The sequence below is a fragment of the Corynebacterium sp. UD i78 genome, assembly GCF_056280545.1.
Window position 1 is genome coordinate 1,055,719 of record NZ_JBWCED010000001.1, and the last position, 19,173, is coordinate 1,074,891.

Genomic DNA, 19,173 nt, shown 5'->3' on the forward strand with positions numbered 1-19,173 from the left:
ACGTCAACGGGACGCCGTGACGCCGCGCGGTACGGCGACATGTGTCAGCCGAGGCGCGTACTCACGCTGACGATGTCTCCACCGGCCACGTCGACCGAGCGCAGGGTGAAGCGGCTGATACCGGCGATGGTCGTGGCGGTGGACGGTGCCGGGGCCACAGTCGGGATGCCCGCCCCCAGCAGTGCCGGGGCGGTGTAGGCGTCCACCGCGTCAACCAGCCCGTCGGCGATGAAGGACGCAGCGATGTGTGGACCGCCCTCGACCAGGACATCGACGAGGCCCCGGCTGCCGAGACCGTCCAGCACCTCGGCCAGACTCTCACCCCGGTACCGCAGTGCCGGGAACACCGCAGCATCAGCAGGCACGTCGGTGTGCCCGATGACGACCCGCTCCGGCTGATGGTCGTACAGCCCGCCCTCCGGGCGTCGCGCTGTCAGCCGTGGATCATCGGCGAGCACGGTGCCGGTGCCGACGATGACGGCGTCCCGTCGCGAGCGGTCGAGATGGACGCGGGCACGGGCATCCTCCCCGGTGATCCACCGGGAGGTGCCGTCGGTGGCGGCGGCGAATCCGTCGAGGGTGCCCGCGTACTTCAGGGTCACGTGCGGGCGCCCCAGGCGCCGGGACGCCAACCACGGCTCCACGCTGAACTGCGGCACACCTGCGAGATCGGTGGAGGATGTGACCAGCGGCCCCGCCACCGACATACCGCGGGCGCGGAGGTACTCCGCGCCGCCTCCCTCGGCGTCTCCCGGATCGGCGAAGGCGTAAACGACGTGCGCAATGCCCGCATCGAGCAGTGCGAGCGCACACGGGCCGGTCCGGCCGGTGTGGTTGCAGGGCTCCAGGGTGACGACAGCGGTCCCGCCCCTGGCCTTCTCCCCCGCCTCCGCCAGGGCATTGACCTCTGCATGCGGTCCACCGACCGGCGAGGTTCCGCCGGTACCGACGATCTCACCGTCCGCGGAGAGGATCACCGCACCCACCGGAGGGTTCGGGCTCGTGGTTCCGCGGACCTCCCGGCCGGCGGCGTCGGCGGCCTCCAACGCTGACGCCAGCAGCGGATCGCCCGTCAGACGCAGGTAGGGGTCCATCAGGAACGGGCGGCAGCTACGGCGGCGGCACGGATTGCGGTCACCTGGGCCTCCGGGTCCTCCTTGCCGAAGACCGAGGAACCGGCGACGTAGACGTCCACACCGGCGGCCGCGGACTCGGCGGCCGTCTCCACACCGATACCGCCGTCAATCTCGATGAGGGTGTCCAGCCCCTCGGCGTCGATACGGGTCCGCAGGGCCCGGACCTTCTCCAGGACTTCCGGCATGAAGGACTGGCCACCGAAGCCGGGCTCCACACTCATGACCAGCACGAGATCGAAGTCGGCGAGCCGGTCGAGCAGCGGCTCCACCGCGGTGCCCGGCTTCACGGAGATTCCGGCGCGGGTGCCCGCCTCCCTCAGGGTCCTGGCGAGGGCCACCGCGACGTCCACGTCGGCGACGGCCTCCAGGTGAAAGGTGACATTGCCGAAGGCGGAGTACTCCGGGGCCCAGCGCTCCGGATCCTCGATCATGAGGTGGACGTCGGTGAAGGTGCCGGTGCGCCGACGCACGGCTTCAGCGACCGGAAGCCCGAAGCTGAGGTTGGGAACGAAGTGGTTGTCCATGACGTCGATGTGCAGCCAGTCCGCTCCGGGGACCCTGGCGATCTCACCGGCGAGATCCGCAAAGTCGGCGGCGAGAATGGACGGGGCGATCAGCGTCTGTCGGGTCATGGGTTCATCGTATACGGCCCCGCAGGAGCCTCATGTTTCGACAGTGTTTCAGATGTATTTCACCATTGTGACCAGCGAATATGCGATTAGACCCATGATTTTCCATCAGTTAGTCTTGCCTGACCAGAGCAATGGCACTCCCGGAGTCCGCGCAGTGATCCGCCACAAGCGGTTGCCGGTAACCGGGACCCCGAGGCGAAAGATCAACCCGACCTATGAGTTCGACGAGTTCGACATTCGGCCTGTACGACCCGTCCCGAGAGCACAGCGCCTGTGGCGTGGGATTCCTCACCCGCAAGGACGGCGTCCCCACCCACGACGTCCTTGACCGCGGCCACCGTGCCCTGTGCGCCATCCCGCACCGCGGCGGCATGTCCTCCGAGGGTGTCGGCGACGGCGCCGGCGTGAACATCGACCTGTCGGTCGAGTTCTTCTCCGCCGTCACCGGTCTCGACCTGGAGGAGCGTCGCTTCGGCGTCGGCAACTTCTTCCTGCCCGAGGACACCACACAGTCCCCGACCGCCCGGCGGATCATCGCCGATTCCCTGACGGCCGAAGGCCTGGAGGTCACCACCGAACGTGAGGTGCCGGTCAACGAGGCCGCGGTGCGCCCCGTCGCGCTGGATTACCAGCTGCCGATCCGGCAGTGGATCTTCACCGTCCCCGCGACAATGACGTCGGCGGAGGCGGACCGTGCCGCCAACTCGGCGCTGCTGCGCATCGAGCAGGAGGCCTACTCGCGTCCTGAGCTCACAGGTCTGTACCCGCTGTCGCTGTCGACCCGTACCCAGGTCCTCAAGGGTCGGCTCAACGCCGACGAGGTCATCCCCTGGTTCTCCGACCTCACCGACGAGCGCCACAGCGTGCGCACGATGTACTTCCACACCCGGTTCTCCACCAACACCGAGCCGCACCCCTCGATGGCCCAGCCGTTCCGCCTCATGGCGCACAACGGTGAGCTCAACACCGACCGGAAGAACCGCATCAGTGACGAGGCCGCAGCGGCCTCCCGCCAGCGCCACATCATCCGGCCGCCCGGACAGTCTGATTCATCCCGCCTGGACCAGACCCTCCAGTCCCGCGTCTTCGACGACCGGCTCGACATCGTCGAGGCTGTGGTCTCGCTCATGCCGCCGGCCTGGGAGAATGACCGCTCGCTGCCACAGCCGGTGCGCGACATGCTGGAGTACTTCTCCCTCTACGAGGAGAAGAACGACGGTCCGGCCGCCCTCATCTTCAACGACGGTGATGTCGTCGGCGCCCGCCTCGACCGCCTGGGCCTGCGCCCGCTGCGCAGCATCGAGACCGCCGACTACCTCATGGTCTCCTCCGAGGCCGGCCAGCTCGACGCCGAGCCCGACGAGGTCCTCCACCGCGGACGCATCGAGGCCGGCGGCATGCTCAGTCTCGACCACCGCACCGGTGAAATCCGCCGCACCCGTGAGACCCTCGAGGAACTCGCCGGTCGTCGGGACTACGCCACCATGCTCGAGGATTCCCGCACCGACATCCGCGACATCCCGGTCTCCGGCATGAAGCGCGGCACCACCACCCTCGGCTACGAGGGCGACCTGACGCTGGCCGGCCGCTTCGTGGCCTACTCCATGAACCAGGAGAGTTTCCGGTTCATGATGGACCCGATGCTCGCCACCGGTGCCGAGCGCATCTCCGCGATGGGCTACGGCAACGCGATCAACGCCCTGTCGGACACCGAGGGTGGTGTGGCGAAGTACTTTTCACAGCGATTCGCCCAGGTCACCAACCCGCCGCTGGACTCCATCCGTGAGGCCGACGGCATGACCTTCCGTGTCGCGCTCGGTGCCAAGCCGGATGCCACGGACGCCGAGGACCCCCGCGATCCCACCCACCAGATCGTGGTGGAGACCCCCATCCTGTCCCACCTGGACATGCTGCGGCTGCGCGAGCAGGACCTCGTGCCGGTCCGACGCTTCGACCTGCTCTACGAGCCGGACGCCACCGACCCCGACGCCAACGCCGACTCCGTCACCGACGCGATCGACCGGCTCTGTGACGGCGTGGCCCGCTTCGCCGCGGAGAAGGGCGGCATCGCCGTGCTCTCCGACCGCTCCGTCGACTCCGTCCACGCCCCGATCCCGCTGCTGCTGGCTATCTCCTCGGTCAACCAGCGACTGATCGCCGACGGCCTGCGCATGCGCGTCTCCGTTATCGCGGACTCCGGTCAGCTCCCCAGCTCGCACCACATCGCCTCCGCCCTCGGCTTCGGTGCAGCTGCGGTCTACAGCCTCTCGGCCCGCCTGCGCGCCGAGGAGAAGTACCCCGCCCCGACCAGCCCGGCCGGCGACTACACCGAGACCGACAGAGCCTTCGACAGGTTCCGCAAGGCCGCGCTCAAGCAGCTCGGCAAGACCATGGGCCGCGTCGGCCTGTGCACCGTCGAGTCCTACATCGGCGGCGAGTTCTTCGAGCCGAACTACCTCGACACCCGCGACCCCGCGCTGGCCCGCTGCTTCCCTCACATGGACGCCCCGGTCCGCGGCGTCGGCTTCCGGCGCATCGCCGAGGCCAACACCGAGTGGCACCAGCGGGCAGCCACCGTCTCCGAGGACTCCGACATTCCGCTGCTCGGTCTGTTCAAGGAGCGCTCCGAAGGTGCCGGCCACTCCTTCGGCACCACCGCCGTACGTGGCTTCACGGGTCTGACCGATGAGCCGCTCGCCCTGCCGACCCCGTCGGCGCAGACGCCGGAGAAGACCACGGCAGAGGCCGGTGAGGAGCTCCGCCTGCTGACACTCGGCCAGCTCGGCGATGCCTTCGGCATCTCCGACGAGGCCTACACCAACGCCGGTTTCGGCCAGCTCTCCCCCGACCAGATCGACGCCTTCAAGGTTACCCCGGGCTACCGCGACTTCGTGTCCACCACCAAGGCCGAGCGCGCCCGGCGGCCTTCCGCACTGCGCGACATCCTCGCACTGCCCGCCGACGTCACCGGGCTGCGCAGCCACGAGGACTTCGGACGCCAGATCGGCCGGTTCTCCCTCGACGGCAACGGCTCGATCTGCGTCCGCGGACTCGACGTCGCATCCGTCGGCACCGACACCTGGTCCCTGGTGCTGGCCGACCCTGACGGACGGCTGACCGGCCACGCCGAACTCGCCGTCTGGCTACGCGACTCCTTCGGCCCTGCCGTGCTCTCGCTGCGCGTCTCGGCCGCCGAACTGGTCGTGGAGGCCCACGGTCGGGCCGCCCGGTTCCTCGGCATGCTGCAGCCCGCCCCGAAGAGCCTGCCGCTGTCGGAGGTCCAGCCCGCCCACGAGATCACCCGCACCCTCGCCTCCGGCGCCATGAGCCACGGCGCCCTGGTCGCCACCGCCCACGAGGCCGTCGCCCACGGCACCAACATGGCCGGCGGCATGTCCAACTGCGGTGAGGGCGGCGAGCACTTCTCCCGCGCCGGCACCATCCGCGGTTCCCGGATCAAGCAGTTCGCCTCCGGACGCTTCGGCATCTGGGCCGGCTACCTCGCCGACCCGCAGCTCGAGGAGCTGGAGATCAAGATCGGCCAGGGTGCGAAGCCCGGCGAGGGCGGTCAGCTGCCCGCACCGAAGGTCACCGTGGACATCGCCGCGGCCCGCGGCGGAACCCCGGGTATCGAGCTCGTCTCCCCGCCGCCGCACCACGACACCTACTCCATCGAGGATCTCGCCCAGCTCATCCACGACTGCAAGGCCGCCCGCGTCCGCGTCATCGTCAAGCTGGTGTCCTCCGAGGGCATCGGCACGATCGCGGTGGGTGTCGCCAAGGCCGGCGCCGACGTCATCAACGTCGCCGGAAACACCGGTGGTACCGGTGCCGCTGCCGTGACCAGCCTGAAGTACGCCGGACGCTCCGCCGAGATCGGTGTCGCCGAGGTCCACCAGGCCCTGCTGGTCAACGGCCTGCGCGACAAGGTCGTGCTGCGCTGCTCCGGCGCCCACCAGACCGGCCGCGACGTCGTGGTCTCCGCCCTGCTCGGCGGCGACTCCTTCGAGTTCGGCACCACCGCACTGATGATGCTGCGCTGCGTCATGGCGAAGAACTGCAACATCAAGTGCCCCGCAGGTCTGACGACCAACGCCGAGGCCTTCGACGGTGATCCGCGGGCCCTGGCCCAGTACCTGCTCAACATCGCCCACGATGTCCGCGGCATCCTCTCCCGCCTGGGTCTGCACTCCCTGCGCGAGGCCCGCGGCCGCTCGGATCTGCTGCAGCTGCTGGAGCACCCCTCCTCCGTCGGCCACCTGGACCTGCGCAAGATGCTCGCCCTCGTCCCGGAGAAGAAGGTCACCGACCCGGTGTACCTGGAGAAGAACTTCACCACCGATGACGCCCTGCTCACCACAGTGCGCGAGGCCCTCGTCGACCGTCGCGAGAAGACCGTCGACATCGACGGTATCGCCCTGCACAACTGGGACAAGTCCGTCGGCGGACAGCTCTCGGTGGACATCGAGCGACTGCTCAACCACCACAACTCCGCCGACCGCGGTGCCGGTGACGCGCTCACCGACGCCGAAGTGGACGCCCTGCCCGCCGTCCAGCGTGACGACCGTGGCCGGGCCTTCCTCGACGACGGCACCGTCACCGTCCACACCAGCGGCTCCGCGGGACAGTCCTTCGGTGTCTTCTGCAACGACGGTGTGACCCTGGAGCACACCGGTACCGCCAACGACGGTGTCGGCAAGTCCCAGGGCGGCGGCACGGTCATCGTCCGCTCCCCCGGCGGTGGTTCCCCGGACAGGGGCGGCAACGTCCTCATCGGCAACTTCGCCCTGTTCGGTGCGACAGGTGGACGCCTGTTCGTCGAGGGCGAGGCCGGAGACCGCTTCGCGGTGCGTAACTCCGGCGCCACCGCCGTGGTCGAGGGCATCGGCGAGTTCGGTGCCGAGTACATGACCAACGGCACCGTGCTCAACCTCGGTGCGGTCGGTAAGGGCCTGGGCAACGGCATGTCCGGCGGTTTCCTCTACCAGTACGACCCCGAGGGCATCGTCCCGGCCATCGCCAGCCACGACTCCCTGGTCACCTTCCCGCTGATCGACGCCGAGCCCTTCCATGAGGTCACCGTGCGCACGCTGCTGGACTGGCACATCGAGGCCACCGGCTCTGCGCTCGCCACCCGCCTCGTAGCGGACTGGGAGAACACCCGCCGGCACATGGTCTGCGGTATGCCCCGTGCGCTGCTGCTCTACCAGGACGCCGACGCGATCCTCGGCGCGGCGTCCCGCAAGGAGCTTCTCGACGAGCTGGCGACCTCTGTCGCCACCGACCGCCTGCACGCCTTCAAGGTCGACTACCGCGACCAGCGGATCGTCGCCGGCGGCCTCGTGCCCGGCAGCGGTGCCGCCGCCGCCGACGGCCCGGCGGCGATGTTCGACCTCATCGCCAGCTACACGATCCTCAACGTCGCCCGCGAGTTCGCCCGCGACCGGGTCACCGACGCCCTCGACGCCACCGACCCGCGGATCGACGACGCGACCCGCAAGCTGATCCTCACCGAGGACTTCTTCGTCATGCAGAAGGTGGTCCGCTACCTCCGCGAATCGATGGACTCCCTCGATGACGCCCAGCTGGCGGTCCTCATCGCCACCAAGCGTCTGGGCGACTACAAGGCCTCCCTGGAGCGCCGTAACGTCCGTGGCATCGACGCCCCGGCGACCTACGGCTGGATCCTGCACCAGGACCTGAAGAACTCCGCCCGGATGGATGTCGCCCGTGTCGACGAAGCCATCGCCAACTCGTCCCTCGACGACCTCGTCGCCGGGTGGCGTGAGATGAAGGGAATCTCCGCATGACCCTCCACCTGCCCACCGGGGCCCCGTTCTCCGTCGAACAGCAGACCTGGCTCGACGGCTTCTTCGCCGGCCTCGACCTCGGTCGTGAGCGCTACCAGGGGCCGGCCGCCACACTGACCGTCGAGGTCCTCTTCGGCTCGCAGACCGGAAACTCCTCCGAGCTCGCCGACCAGCTCGCCGCCGGGCTGCGGGCAGCCGGTCTCGGAGCCAACGTCACCGAGCTCGATGCCGCCGGTGTCGGTGTACTGACCTCCGGGTCGAGCCACGTGCTCATCGTCACCTCCACCTACGGTGAAGGCGAGATGCCCGACAACGCCGAGATGTTCTGGGAGGAGCTCAACGGCGCCGAGATGCCACGGCTGGAGGACCTCTCCTTCGCCGTGCTCGGTCTCGGTGACTCCGGCTACGACGACTTCTGCCAGGCAGGTAAGGACCTCGACATCCGCCTCGAGCAGCTCGGTGCCAGACGGCTCACCGCCCGGGTCGACTGTGACGTCGACTTCGAGGACGAGGCCACCGCGTGGATCAGTGACGCGGTCGCCGCGGTCGTCGCCGACGCCCCCGCCGGTGCAGCCGGTGGTGCCGCTCCCGGGGCCGCAGGTGCGACCGCCGCTGCCGCCGACAAGCCGGCGAAGTCGAAGTGGAACCGGAAGAACCCCTTCCCCTCCCGGCTCGCCGCGACCCGCCGGCTCTCCGCCGAGGGCAGCGCGAAGGAGATCCACCACTACGAGTTCGATCTGGCGGACTCCGGCATCACCTATGCCGCCGGCGATGCCCTGGCCGTCATGCCCGTCAACGATCCCGAGCTGGTCAGCGCGATTCTCGCCTGCCTGGGCCTTGACGGTGGCCTGGCGGTCGAGGACTCGACCCTGTTCGAGACTATCCTGAAGACCCGTGAGATCCGGACCCCCGGCAAGGACCTCATCGCCGCGGTAGCCGACGCCTCCCCGGACGGTGGTCTCGCCGACATCGTCCGCCGCGACGACCGGGACGCCCTGGACTCCTTCCTCTGGGGCCGGGACATCCTCGACCTGCTCGAGGAGAACCCGTCGGCCCGGTTCAGTGCAGAGGAACTGCTCGACCTGCTGCGCCCGCTGCAGTCGCGTCAGTACTCGATCTCCTCCTCCCCGCTGGCCAGCCCGGACCGGATCCACCTCACGGTGGCTTCGGTGCGGCACAGCCCGGAGCCGGGTGCCCGCACCCACGGCGGCGTGTGCTCGACCTATCTCTCCGACCGGATCGCCGACGGCGACCTCACCGGTATCTGGCTGCAGCCGAACAGCGCCTTCAGCGTTCCGGAGGACGCCGACCGGCCGGTCATCATGGTCGGCCCCGGTACCGGTATAGCCCCGTTCCGTGGTTTCCTCCACGAGCGTGCCGAGGCCGGCGCCACCGGCGGCAACTGGCTGTTCTTCGGCGACCAGCACCGCGCGACCGACTACATCTACGAGGACGAACTCACCGAACTCGAGGAGAAGGGCGTGCTGACGAAGCTGTCGCTGGCCTTCTCCCGTGACCAGGCGGAGAAGGTCTACGTCCAGACCCGCATGCGTGAGGAGGCCGAGGAGCTCTACCGCTGGCTGGAGGACGGCGCGTACTTCTACGTCTGTGGTGACGCCTCCCGCATGGCCAAGGATGTCGAAACCGCCCTGCTCGACGTCATCGCCGAGCAGTCCGGTGGCTCCGAGAACGCCGCGCAGGACTACCTGGCGAAGCTGAAGAAGGAGAAGCGGTACGTCAGGGACGTCTACTGACGTCTACTGACGTCTACCGCCTCCCGGTGAGCAGGATGTCTCGGCAGACCTCCAGGTGACCGAGGTGCTGCGCCATCTCCCGGAGCATGTGGTCGAGCACCCACTCCGGGGTGACGAAGGCGGCGTCCTTCCGCGAGGTCCCCTTGGCCGCGCGGTTCCGGATGCCGTCAGCCATCGCCACGGTCGCCCACCCCGGCAACCGGTCGCGTAGCTCCTCCACGAGGTGACAGGCTTCGTCGACCGTGCCGGTGGCCTCGAATTCGGCGTCACGGTCGCGGGGCGGCAGGTCCTCGCCGGCGGCGAAGGCCCCGCCCCAGAACTGCGCCATCCCGTGGATGTGGGCGACGAGGGCGAAGGGACTGTTGACGGTCCCCGGGACCGGTGAGCTGTTCACCGTCGAATCATCGAGGGTGTCCAGGGCTGCATCGACACCGTCGAGGAGTTCGGCGGCGACGCCGAGGAACGCGTCGAGGAGAGCATGATGGCCGGTTACGGATGTGTCCATGATCACAAGCGTAACCACGCGGCACCGGCCTCTGCCTCAGACAGGACTCAGTCAGCCACCCGCAGCACCGCGAAGAACATCGCGTCGGTGCCGTGCCGGTGCGGCCAGAGCTGCACGAACGGGGCAGAATCCAGGGTGCCGGACGCCGCCAGGTCAGGGAACAGTGCGGTGGCGTCCTCGATGACCGCACCGGTCTGATCGGCGACTGCCCGGACCACGTCGCGGGTCTCCGCGGGATGCGGTGAGCAGGTCGAGTAGACGACGATGCCACCGGGTCGGGTGGCCTTGAGCGCCGAGCGCAGCAGGTCCTTCTGCAACGGCACCAGCTCGGCGACGTCCGCCGGGGTCTTGCGCCAGCGGGCCTCCGGACGACGACGCAGCGCGCCGAGCCCGGTGCAGGGGGCGTCCACCAGGACGCGGTCGAATCCGTCCCCCTCTGGACTGACCGGCATGTCCAGCCCACGGATCTCCGCCAGATGGCGCCCGTCGCCCTGGTGGACCCGGGCCGGCAGCCCGTCGGTGGCGGTGCGGACCAGCTTCGCGCGGTGGGCGGCCGGCTCCACGGCGTCCACTGTCGCCCGGTCCCCCATGGCCCAGGAGGCGAGGAAGGCGGTCTTGCCGCCGGGGCCGGAGCACAGGTCCAGCCAGCGGCCGTGGTCCTCGGCGACCTCGGCACGCAGCATGGCCAGGGCGATGAGCTGGGAGCCCTCGTCCTGTACACCGGCCAGCCCCTCCCGCACCGGGTCGAGGTCGCCGGGGTCACCCTCGGGCAGGTAGACGGCGTAGGGCGACCAGCGGCCCTCGTCGCCACCGGTGACCAGCGCAAGTTCCTCACCGGACATCTGGCCGGGTCGGGCCGCCAGGTGCACGACCGGACGGGCGTCGTCGGCCTCCAGGGCCTCAGCCAGTTCGGCGGCCGGAGCATCCGGGGTGCCGCCGAGAGCGGTGTTGAAGGCTTCCGCGATCCAGGTCGGGTGCGAGGTCTGCAGAGCAAGTCGGGTGACCGGGTCGGTGACCTTCGCGGTGACCCGGCTCTCCCACTTCTCGGCCGGGGTGCGGGTCAGGGTGCGCAGCACACCGTTGGTGAAACCGGACGCCTTCGCCTCCCCGTTGGCCTTGACCAGTTCGACGGTGGTGTTCACCGCGGCATGGTCGTCGACCCGGGTACGCAGGATCTGGTAGGCGCCCAGGCGCAGTGCATCGAGGACGACGGCGTCGATCTTGTCGACGGGACGCCCTGCGGCGTCGGCGATGATCGCGTCAAGCAGCCCCTGCATGCGCAGGATGCCGTAGGTCAGCTCGGTGGCGAAGGCGGCGTCGCGGCCGTGGATCTTCTGCTCGCGCAGTGCGGCGGGCAGGGCGATGTTGGCGAAGGCGGCGTCCGTGGAGACCTTGCGCAGCACCTCGAAGACGATGTCGCGGACCCGGTCACCCGAGCCGATGCGACGTCGGGCGTTCTCGTGCTCCCGGCGGTGAGACTCGCTGCGGCGCTCGTAGCCCTTGTTGCCACCACCCCGGTTGCCGCCGCGCTGACCGCCCTGACGCTTCCGGTTGTCCTGTCCCTTGTCATGTCCTCTGTCACCGGACCCGGTGCGTCCGGACTCGGACCGTGACCTGAAGCCACCCATCAGTTCTCTCCCTCGTCGAATGCCGCATGCCCGTCGTCGAACAGGTCACCTCGGCCGCGGGCCCAGTCGGCCGCGGCCATCATCTTCTTGCCCGGCGGCTGGATCCGGGTGATCTCGAGGACGCCGTCCCCGGTGCCGACAAGTACCCGGGACTTCTCCGCGAGGATCTCCCCGGCGGGCAGAACTGGTGCCTCTTCGCCGTCGACCGGCAGCAGGAGCCCGAGCTTGTACCGCTCACCGGACAGCGTGGTCCAGGGGCCCGGTGCCGGCATGTGTGCCCGGGTGATGCGCTGGATCTCCACGGCAGGACGCGTCCAGTCGAGACCTCGGCGTCAGCGGTGGTGATCTTCGCTGCGTAGGTCATGCCCTCCCCGGGCTGCTCCACCGGTGTCACCTGCCCGGAACCCAGTCCGGTCAGGGACTCCCCCAGCAGCACCCGTCCGGCGTAGGTCAGGCGGGTGAGCAGGTCATCGGCGGTGTCCTCCAACCCGACCGGTTCCTCGACGGTGCCGGTGACCGGACCTGCGTCCAGTTCCGGGACGATACGGAAGGTCGTCGCACCCGTGACCGAGTCACCGGCGGCGATGGCGGCCTGGACCGGTGCAGCGCCACGCCAGCGCGGCAGCAGTGAGAAGTGCAGGTTGATCCAGCCGTGGCGGAAGATGTCCAGCACATCGGCCGGGAGGATCTGCCCGTAGGCGACCACGGCGACAGCGTCGACGCCGTCGGCGGCGTATCCGCGCAGGGTCTCCCGGACCTCGTCGGACTCCCCGACGGAGGCCTTCAGCGAGGCCCACTTGTGGACCGGCACACCGGCGGCCTCCGCCACTTCGGCGACCTTTGACGGGTGCAGGCTCCTCCCGCGACCGCGCTTCGCATCGGGTTGGGTGAGCACCGCGACGACCTCGTGGGCGGGGTCGTCGAGCAGGTACTGCAGGGTGACGGCGGCGGGCTCGGGGGTCCCGGCGAACAGGATCTTCATCGGTTAAACCACCCGCTCCCCCGGATCCCCGCCATGACCTCGCGGCGGGCCGCGGGCTCCATGCGCTGGAAGTACATCACTCCGTCGAGGTGGTCGGTCTCATGCTGGACGCAGCGGGCCAGCAGTCCGGTGACCTCCCGGTCGACCTCCTCGCCGTCGACGGTGACCCCGGTGACGTGCACGGTCGCCGCACGGGTGACGTCTCCCCCGGCATCCGGCACGGACAGGCATCCCTCGCGGCCGGTCTGGGTCTCCTCCCCGACGGCCTCCCACACCGGGTTGACGATGTGGCCACGGTCGCCGTCGCAGTCGTAGACGAAGACCCGTCGGGTCACACCGACCTGGTTGGCGGCCAGGCCGACGCCGCCGGCGGCGTCCATCGTCTCGTACATGTCCTCGACGAGGGTGCGCAGGATGGGGTCGGTCGGGTCGTCGATGTTCTCGGCGACGGTACGCAGTACCGGGTCACCGAACAGACGGATGTCAAGGGCAGTCATGGCTGCCCAGTCTATCCCACCCGCACCGGGTCGATGACGACGCGCAGGGGTCCGGTGAGACGCCGTGTGGCGCGGACGGACCTCGCTGCACGCAGTGCCGCACCGAGCAGCACGGCGGCGTCCTCACCTCCGGCGGTACGGCGCGGCGTCCGCAGGATCAGCCGACGTGCCAGATGCAGTTCCGACTCGCCCAGTCCCGCCGGCGGCCGCACCCCCGGCGGCAGGTCCACCGGTCCGAGGACCTCCAGCTGGTCGAGTGCCTCGGGGACGACCAGCGCCTCCCGGAGCTCCCGCACGGTATCGGTGGTGCCGTCGACTGCGACGAGCACCGTGGCCGGCGGGAACCCGGCCGAGCGTCGCTGCGCGAGTTCGGTGGCCGCCGCCCCTTCCGGGTCCCACCGGATCAGCGCCTGGGCCTCAGGGAGGTCGGTGCGGGCCACGAGCACGACCTGTCCACCCTGCTCCCGCGGCACGACGAGACAGGATGCCTCCATCCACTGACGCAGGGCGCCCTCGGAGGCCCGCAGATCAGCCCGGCCCAGGGTGAGCCAGGGGTCGAGCAGGACCGCCGCACCGTAGCCGGACTCCGCGACGGGTTCGGCACCCGGAGTGGCGACCACGATGCGTGGCCCTACGGGGACGCGGTCCTTGACCTGCGAACCGCCGGAGAGCATCACCGGCACCCCGGGGAAGGCACGGCCGAGTTCTTCGGCGGTGCGGTCGGAACCGATGACCGTCATCCGGACCGCATGGCCACCACAGCCCGGGCAGGTGAACCGGCCCTCAGGGGCACCGCACCACCGGCAGCGGGGCTCAGCGGCGGAGTCCCCGCCCCCGGGCGGCAGCTCCAGTGGTCCGTTGCACCGACGGCAGCGGGCGGTCGTCCGGCAGTCCCTGCAGGCCAGGGAGGGTGCGTAGCCCCGACGCGGGACCTGGACCAGGGCGGGCAGGCCGTTGTCAGCGGCCGTGCGGATCGCCTTGTAGCCGGCAGCCGGGATCCGGGTGAAGGACTGGCGTGCGTCGTGGGCGTCATCGAGGGCGTGGATCCACGGCATCCGGTCACGGAGGACCCCGGGATCGGCGCGCAGTGTGGGGCAGAATCCTTCCTCGACCCACTGCTGCACCTCGGCGCTGCGGTGGGCCCCTCCGACGATGAAACCACATCCTTCCTGCTCAGCGCGTATTTTCAGGACATCACGGGCATGGAGGTACGGGGCACGGGGGTCGACGAGGGAGTCGTCCGCCTCCCCGGTCAGCATCATCAGCCGGAGTCCGGGGACCGGTACGGTCGCTGCGGAACGGGTGCCGACGACGACACGCCCCTGACCGGCGAGTACGGCGAGGTAACGACGGTACCGTGCGGCCGGTCCGACGGAGGCGGTGAGTTCGGTGATCTGGGCGGCGGACAGGAAATTCCGCAGCGCCGCAGTGAGCCGGTCGACGTCACGCTGGTCGGGGACGACCAGCAGGACGCCACCCCCCGACCAAGCGACAGTGGCGGCCATCTCGGCGACGCGGGCCGCCCAGTCCTCACCCGGCGTCCACAGCCAGGAAGCCCGGGCCGCACGCCCGGCCAGTACGGCCTCCAGCAGACTGTCGGCGTGCCGGTAGCCCGCCCAGCCGGCGAGTGCGGCGTCCCGGGCTGCGGCGGTGAGGTCCTCGACGGGCTCGAGTGCACCGTAGAGTTCCGGCCAGTCCACCCCGTTGCCGAACAGGCCGGCCTTTTCCGCGCTGGCGTGCCGGGAGGGCAACGCGGCGCGGAGGATGTCGGACCGGACTCCGGCGTAACGGTCCGCGAGGAGGTTGACGAGGTCCCACAGTCCCGGTGGGACGACGACCTCGGGACTGATGACGCGCTGCAGCGCGCTCAACCGACCCTCGTGGTCGGTGCCGCGTCGCCGTTCGACGACGACGGCGTCGACCAGGCGTCCGGCGAATCGGATGCGGACGCGGACGCCGGGGCGGGCGGTGGTGTCCAGCTCCTCAGGGACCGAGTAGTCGAAGAGCCGGTCGAGGTGCGGCATACCCAGCAGGGGCAGCACCCGGGCGACGGGCAGGTCCACGGTGGTTAGCGGCCGGCGGCGGCCTTGAGATCGGCGACGCGGTCGGTGTGCTCCCACGGCAGGTCGATGTCGGTACGGCCGAAGTGACCGTAGGCGGCGGTCTGCGCGTAGATCGGACGCAGCAGGTCCAGCTCACGGATGATCGCGGCGGGACGCAGGTCGAAGACCTTCTGCACGGCAGCCTGGATCGACTCGTCGGTCAGTCCCTCGGCGGCGGTGCCGAAGGTCTCGACGTAGAGCCCGACCGGCTGGGCCTTGCCGATGGCGTAGGCGACCTGGACCTCAGCACGGTGCGCGAGGCCTGCGGCGACGATGTTCTTGGCGACCCAACGCATCGCGTAGGCGGCGGAGCGGTCGACCTTGCTCGGGTCCTTACCGGAGAAGGCGCCGCCACCGTGGCGGGCCATGCCGCCGTAGGTGTCGACGATGATCTTGCGGCCGGTCAGTCCGGCATCGCCCATCGGGCCGCCGAGGATGAAGGAACCGGACGGGTTGATGAGGACCTTGAGGTCGTCGGTGATGAACTGACCGAGGTCGGCGTCCTGCACCACCCAGTTGATGACGTGCTCCCGCAGCTGCTCCTCGAGCCACTCCTGGGAGGAGTCCGGCCCGTGCTGGGTGGAGATGACGACCGTGTCGAGGTGGTGCGGACGGTTCTCCGCGTCATAGGCGAAGGTGACCTGGGTCTTGCCGTCGGGACGCAGGTCGGGGACGATGCCCTCCTTGCGGACCTGGGTCAGGCGGCGCGAGAGCCGGTGTGCCGTCGCGATCGGCAGCGGCATGAGCTCGGGGGTCTCGTCGGTGGCGTAGCCGAACATGAGGCCCTGGTCACCGGCACCGGCCTGGTCGTCGGCATCGTGCTCGTCGCCGTCATTGGTGCGGTACTCGTGGGAGGTGTCGACGCCGTCGCCGATCTCCTGGGACTGCTCGCCGATGGCGACATTGACGCCACAGGTGGAGCCGTCGAAGCCGACCTCGGAGGAGGTGAAACCGATGGCCCGGATGGTGTCTCGCACCAGCTGGGGGATCTCGACGTAGGCGTCGGTCCGGACCTCGCCGGCGACATGGACCTGACCCGTGGTGACCAGGGTTTCGACGGCGACGTGGGACTTCGGGTCCTTGGCGAGCAGTGCGTCGAGGATCGTGTCGGAAATGGCGTCACAGATCTTGTCAGGGTGACCTTCGGTCACAGACTCACTGGTGAAAAGGCGGAAAGACACTCGGTGTTCGCTTCCTGTAGGGAGTCGGATAGGGCAATTCACACAATATTAGACCAAGCGGTCTAGCAGGGGTACGGCAGGGTTGCCCCGAAAACTGCCCCGGACCTATTCCGGGGCGAAGAGCTCCTCGAGTGCATCGAGGATGTGCGAGGCGACGACGAGTTTGGATGCCGCCGGGACCTCGGTGACCTCCTCGGCGCCGGGCTGGTCACCCGGGGTGAGGAGCCAGCCGGAGGTGGAGTCCTGACCGAAGACGAGTCCGTCCCCCACCGCATTGCACATCAGCAGGTCACAACCCTTCCTGGCCAGCTTCACCCGCGCCATATCCAGCGGAGTGTGCTCCGCGTCCCCGGTCTCGGCGGCGAAGCCGGCGATGAGCAGCTCCTCCGGCAGTTCACCGGTGCGTCGGGACTCGACGAGTCCCCGGAGGATGTCCGGATTCTCGGTGAGGGTCAGGGTGGCCAGGTCGGCGTCCCCGCCCTTCTTGAGCTTCGCGTCGGCCACCGTGGCGGGCCGGAAGTCGGCGACGGCGGCGGACATGATCACCGCATCCGAGGACGGTGCCAGTTCGGCGACCGCCTGCTGCATGTCCCCGGCGGTCTTCACCCGGGTGACGTGCACCCCCGAGGGCTCCGGGAGGTCGTCGGTGAACCCGGCGATGAGTTCGACCCGTGCCCCGCGCTCGACTGCCACATCGGCCAGCGCGAAGCCCTGGCGTCCCGAGGAGGCGTTGCCGAGGAAGCGTACCGGGTCCAGCGGCTCATGGGTGCCGCCGGCGGTGATGAGGATCCGCCGGCCTGCCAGCGACCGGCGGTAGATCCCGAACCGGTCCTGGGCCGCCAGTGCCAGCGACGCGATGTGCTCGGGCTCCGGCAGCCGGCCGGGGCCGGAGTCCGGACCGGTCAGCCGGCCGTGGGCGGGTTCGAGGACCACGGTCCCCCGTCGACGCAGCGTCTCCACGTTCTCCCGCGTCGCAGGGTGGGCCCACATCTCGGTGTGCATCGCCGGGGCGAGGACGACCGGACAGGTCGCCACGAGACAACTGGCGGTGAGCAGGTCGTCGGAGCGACCGTGGGCGAGCCGGGCCATGAGGTCAGCGGTGGCCGGGGCGATCACGACCAGGTCGGCCTCCTGTCCGAGCCGGACGTGCTGGACCTCGTCGACGTTGTCGAAGACCGTGGTGGACACCGGGTTGCCGGACAGGGCCTCGAAGGTCGCCGCCCCGACAAACCGGAGCGCGGACTCTGTCGGGACGACGTGGACGTCGTGCCCGGCCTTGGTGAAGGTACGGATGAGGGCGCAGGCCTTGTACGCGGCGATCCCACCGCCGACCCCCACGAGAATCCGGAGACCGCCGTCCCTCGACGCGGTCGGTACGGCGGTGTTGTTCACGGTGTCAGTCACGGTGGTCCAGCCTATCCCAGATCGCAGCGGCGTGATTCACCGGACATGCACGAGTGCCCGCCCTGCCGGTGTCGGCAGGACGGGCACTCGTGGAGCAGCCTGAGAGGATCAGCCCTCGGTGTGCTCGAGGAGGTCGGCGTCGATCTCGCGCAGCGCGATCGACAGCGGCTTCTCCTTGTTCTCCGGTGCGACGAGCGGTCCGACGAACTCGAAGACGCCCTCGCCGACGTTCTGGAAGTAGTTGTTGATCTGGCGGGCGCGCTTGGCCGCGAAGATCACCAGAGCGTACTTGGAGGAGACCTTGGTGAGAAGGTCGTCGATCGGCGGGTTCGTGATGCCGATCGGCTGGTCGAAGACCGTCGAGTTGTCGTTGACGTCCTGGGTTTCCACTACGCACCTCATTGCTAGGCGTTGATGCCGCGGCCGGGGCCGTGGCGGTTGTCTGTCTGTTATTCCCGGTTGAGCAGGATGTCGGCGATGGTTCCCACCGCCGTATCCAGATCATCGTTGACGACGACCCGGTCGAACTCGCCGGAGGAGTCGAGCTCCTCGCGTGCGGTCTCCAGACGTCGGGCGATGACCTTGTCGGACTCGGTGCCACGGCCGGTGAGGCGGGCGACCAGGTCATCCCAGCTCGGCGGAGCCAGGAACACCGTCACGGCGTCCGGAAGCAGGCGCTTGACGTTGCGGGCGCCGGCGAGGTCGACCTCGACCAGTACGGGGCGACCCGCCGCGAGTGCGTCCTCCACCGGCCCCCGCGGGGTACCGGACAACTGCAGTCCACCATGGATCTCCGCCCATTCGAGCATCCGGTCCGCCTCGATGGCGTCCCGGAACCTGTCGGTGGAGACGTAGTGGTAGTCCACGCCGTCGACCTCGCCGGGACGCGGGTCCCGGGTGGTCATCGACACGCTGAAGAACAGGTCCGGCACGGCCTCACGGAGACCCCTGACGACGGTCGACTTACCGACCGCCGAGGGACCCGCCAGAACCACCAGCCGGGGCTCCGTCGCGTCTGAGGTCACGGGGCCTATGCCTCGTAACCGAAGCGCTCCAGGAGGGCGCGACGCTGACGGTCGCCGAGGCCGCGCAGGCGGCGGGTCGGGGCGATCTCGAGCTCGGTCATGATCTCCTGGGCCTTGACCTTGCCGACCTTGGGGAGAGCCTCGAGGAGGGCGGAGACCTTCATCTTGCCGATGATCGGGTCGGTGTCGGCCTTGGCGAGGACCTCCTTGAGGTCGGTTCCGCCACGCTTCAGCTGTTCCTTCAGCTCGGCACGGGCCTTACGGGCCTCGGCAGCCTTCTTGAGGGCTTCTGCACGCTGCTCCGGGGTCAACTGGGGAAGGGCCACGGGTTCCTCCGTATGTCGTAGTTCGATTGATGGGGTCTGTCGGGTGTTTCCCCCGGGACGGGGGACACGGCCGGCCACCGGTGGTCCGGTGCCGACAGGTCGGGCGAACCGCTGCCGGATCCTTTTCAGGACCCTCACCAGCGGGAGTCGCCGTGAAACAACGGGCCAAGTGTAGCGTCCTCACCTGCGGT

13 protein-coding genes and 1 pseudogene are annotated in these 19,173 nt (G+C 69.5%); 2 read left to right on the top strand and 12 right to left on the bottom strand.

Annotated elements, in window-relative coordinates; translation table 11 throughout:
- Positions 1-44: 44 nt before the first annotated feature.
- Together ribD and rpe are read right to left on the bottom strand one after the other, a co-directional pair.
- A complete protein-coding gene (ribD, locus tag ACZ9GM_RS05000) occupies positions 45-1,094 on the bottom strand; it encodes a bifunctional diaminohydroxyphosphoribosylaminopyrimidine deaminase/5-amino-6-(5-phosphoribosylamino)uracil reductase RibD (protein WP_291473848.1) in 1,050 nt (349 codons plus the stop codon).
- Positions 1,094-1,768, bottom strand: coding sequence for a ribulose-phosphate 3-epimerase (gene rpe, locus ACZ9GM_RS05005; protein WP_291473849.1), 675 nt, complete (start codon positions 1,766-1,768; stop codon positions 1,094-1,096). The genes ribD and rpe overlap by 1 nt, the downstream gene beginning before the upstream one ends.
- 215 nt (positions 1,769-1,983) lie before the next feature.
- On the opposite strand from rpe, the gene ACZ9GM_RS05010 reads away from it, so the two are divergent.
- Together ACZ9GM_RS05010 and ACZ9GM_RS05015 are read left to right on the top strand one after the other, a co-directional pair.
- On the top strand, positions 1,984-7,578 hold the full coding sequence (locus ACZ9GM_RS05010) for a glutamate synthase-related protein (RefSeq protein ID WP_476037355.1): 5,595 nt from the start codon (positions 1,984-1,986) through the stop codon (positions 7,576-7,578).
- Positions 7,575-9,332, top strand: a complete 1,758-nt coding sequence (locus ACZ9GM_RS05015) for a sulfite reductase subunit alpha (protein ID WP_291473851.1) — start codon at positions 7,575-7,577, stop codon at positions 9,330-9,332. The genes ACZ9GM_RS05010 and ACZ9GM_RS05015 overlap by 4 nt, the downstream gene beginning before the upstream one ends.
- A 13-nt stretch (positions 9,333-9,345) precedes the next feature.
- Here the strand turns inward: ACZ9GM_RS05015 and ACZ9GM_RS05020 are convergent, their stop codons facing one another.
- The 10 genes and pseudogenes from ACZ9GM_RS05020 to mihF all read right to left on the bottom strand — a co-directional run bounded on the left by ACZ9GM_RS05020 (position 9,346) and on the right by mihF (position 18,982).
- Positions 9,346-9,837 carry a mycothiol transferase gene (locus ACZ9GM_RS05020; protein WP_291473852.1) on the bottom strand — a complete coding sequence of 164 codons (492 nt, stop codon included), beginning with the start codon at positions 9,835-9,837 and terminating at the stop codon, positions 9,346-9,348.
- A gap of 47 nt (positions 9,838-9,884) precedes the next feature.
- Positions 9,885-11,465 carry an RsmB/NOP family class I SAM-dependent RNA methyltransferase gene (locus tag ACZ9GM_RS05025; protein ID WP_476037356.1) on the bottom strand — a complete coding sequence of 527 codons (1,581 nt, stop codon included), beginning with the start codon at positions 11,463-11,465 and terminating at the stop codon, positions 9,885-9,887.
- Positions 11,465-12,447: pseudogene (gene fmt, locus ACZ9GM_RS05030) on the bottom strand (methionyl-tRNA formyltransferase). Before fmt ends, ACZ9GM_RS05025 begins: the two are co-directional and overlap by 1 nt.
- Entirely contained in the window at positions 12,444-12,944 is a 501-nt protein-coding gene (gene def / locus ACZ9GM_RS05035; protein WP_291473855.1) for a peptide deformylase, read from the bottom strand. The pseudogene fmt and the gene def overlap by 4 nt, the downstream one beginning before the upstream one ends.
- Positions 12,945-12,955: 11 nt before the next feature.
- On the bottom strand, positions 12,956-15,007 hold the full coding sequence (locus tag ACZ9GM_RS05040) for a primosomal protein N' (protein ID WP_291473856.1): 2,052 nt from the start codon (positions 15,005-15,007) through the stop codon (positions 12,956-12,958).
- A 5-nt stretch (positions 15,008-15,012) separates the two neighbouring features.
- Positions 15,013-16,227: a methionine adenosyltransferase gene (gene metK / locus ACZ9GM_RS05045; RefSeq protein WP_291473857.1), complete on the bottom strand. Its 1,215-nt coding sequence runs from the start codon at positions 16,225-16,227 to the stop codon at positions 15,013-15,015.
- A gap of 105 nt (positions 16,228-16,332) precedes the next feature.
- Positions 16,333-17,631 (bottom strand): bifunctional phosphopantothenoylcysteine decarboxylase/phosphopantothenate--cysteine ligase CoaBC, encoded by a 1,299-nt coding sequence (coaBC, locus tag ACZ9GM_RS05050; RefSeq protein WP_291473858.1) that lies wholly within the window; start codon positions 17,629-17,631, stop codon positions 16,333-16,335.
- Between the two features lie 108 nt (positions 17,632-17,739).
- Complete coding sequence (gene rpoZ / locus ACZ9GM_RS05055; protein ID WP_014010020.1) at positions 17,740-18,021, bottom strand: DNA-directed RNA polymerase subunit omega; 282 nt, start codon at positions 18,019-18,021, stop codon at positions 17,740-17,742.
- A gap of 59 nt (positions 18,022-18,080) precedes the next feature.
- Positions 18,081-18,656, bottom strand: coding sequence for a guanylate kinase (gmk, locus tag ACZ9GM_RS05060; protein WP_291473859.1), 576 nt, complete (start codon positions 18,654-18,656; stop codon positions 18,081-18,083).
- A 5-nt stretch (positions 18,657-18,661) separates the two neighbouring features.
- Entirely contained in the window at positions 18,662-18,982 is a 321-nt protein-coding gene (gene mihF / locus ACZ9GM_RS05065) for an integration host factor, actinobacterial type (protein ID WP_014010022.1), read from the bottom strand.
- Positions 18,983-19,173: the final 191 nt, after the last annotated feature.

Excerpts from the sequence above, each read along its gene's own strand:
- ribD (WP_291473848.1), bottom strand. The coding sequence starts at position 1,094 with ATGGACCCCTACCTGCGTCTGACGGGCGATCCGCTGCTGGCGTCAGCG.
- rpe (WP_291473849.1), bottom strand. The coding sequence starts at position 1,768 with ATGACCCGACAGACGCTGATCGCCCCGTCCATTCTCGCCGCCGACTTT.
- ACZ9GM_RS05010 (WP_476037355.1), top strand. The coding sequence starts at position 1,984 with ATGAGTTCGACGAGTTCGACATTCGGCCTGTACGACCCGTCCCGAGAG.
- ACZ9GM_RS05015 (WP_291473851.1), top strand. The coding sequence starts at position 7,575 with ATGACCCTCCACCTGCCCACCGGGGCCCCGTTCTCCGTCGAACAGCAG.
- ACZ9GM_RS05020 (WP_291473852.1), bottom strand. The coding sequence starts at position 9,837 with ATGGACACATCCGTAACCGGCCATCATGCTCTCCTCGACGCGTTCCTC.
- ACZ9GM_RS05025 (WP_476037356.1), bottom strand. The coding sequence starts at position 11,465 with ATGGGTGGCTTCAGGTCACGGTCCGAGTCCGGACGCACCGGGTCCGGT.
- def (WP_291473855.1), bottom strand. The coding sequence starts at position 12,944 with ATGACTGCCCTTGACATCCGTCTGTTCGGTGACCCGGTACTGCGTACC.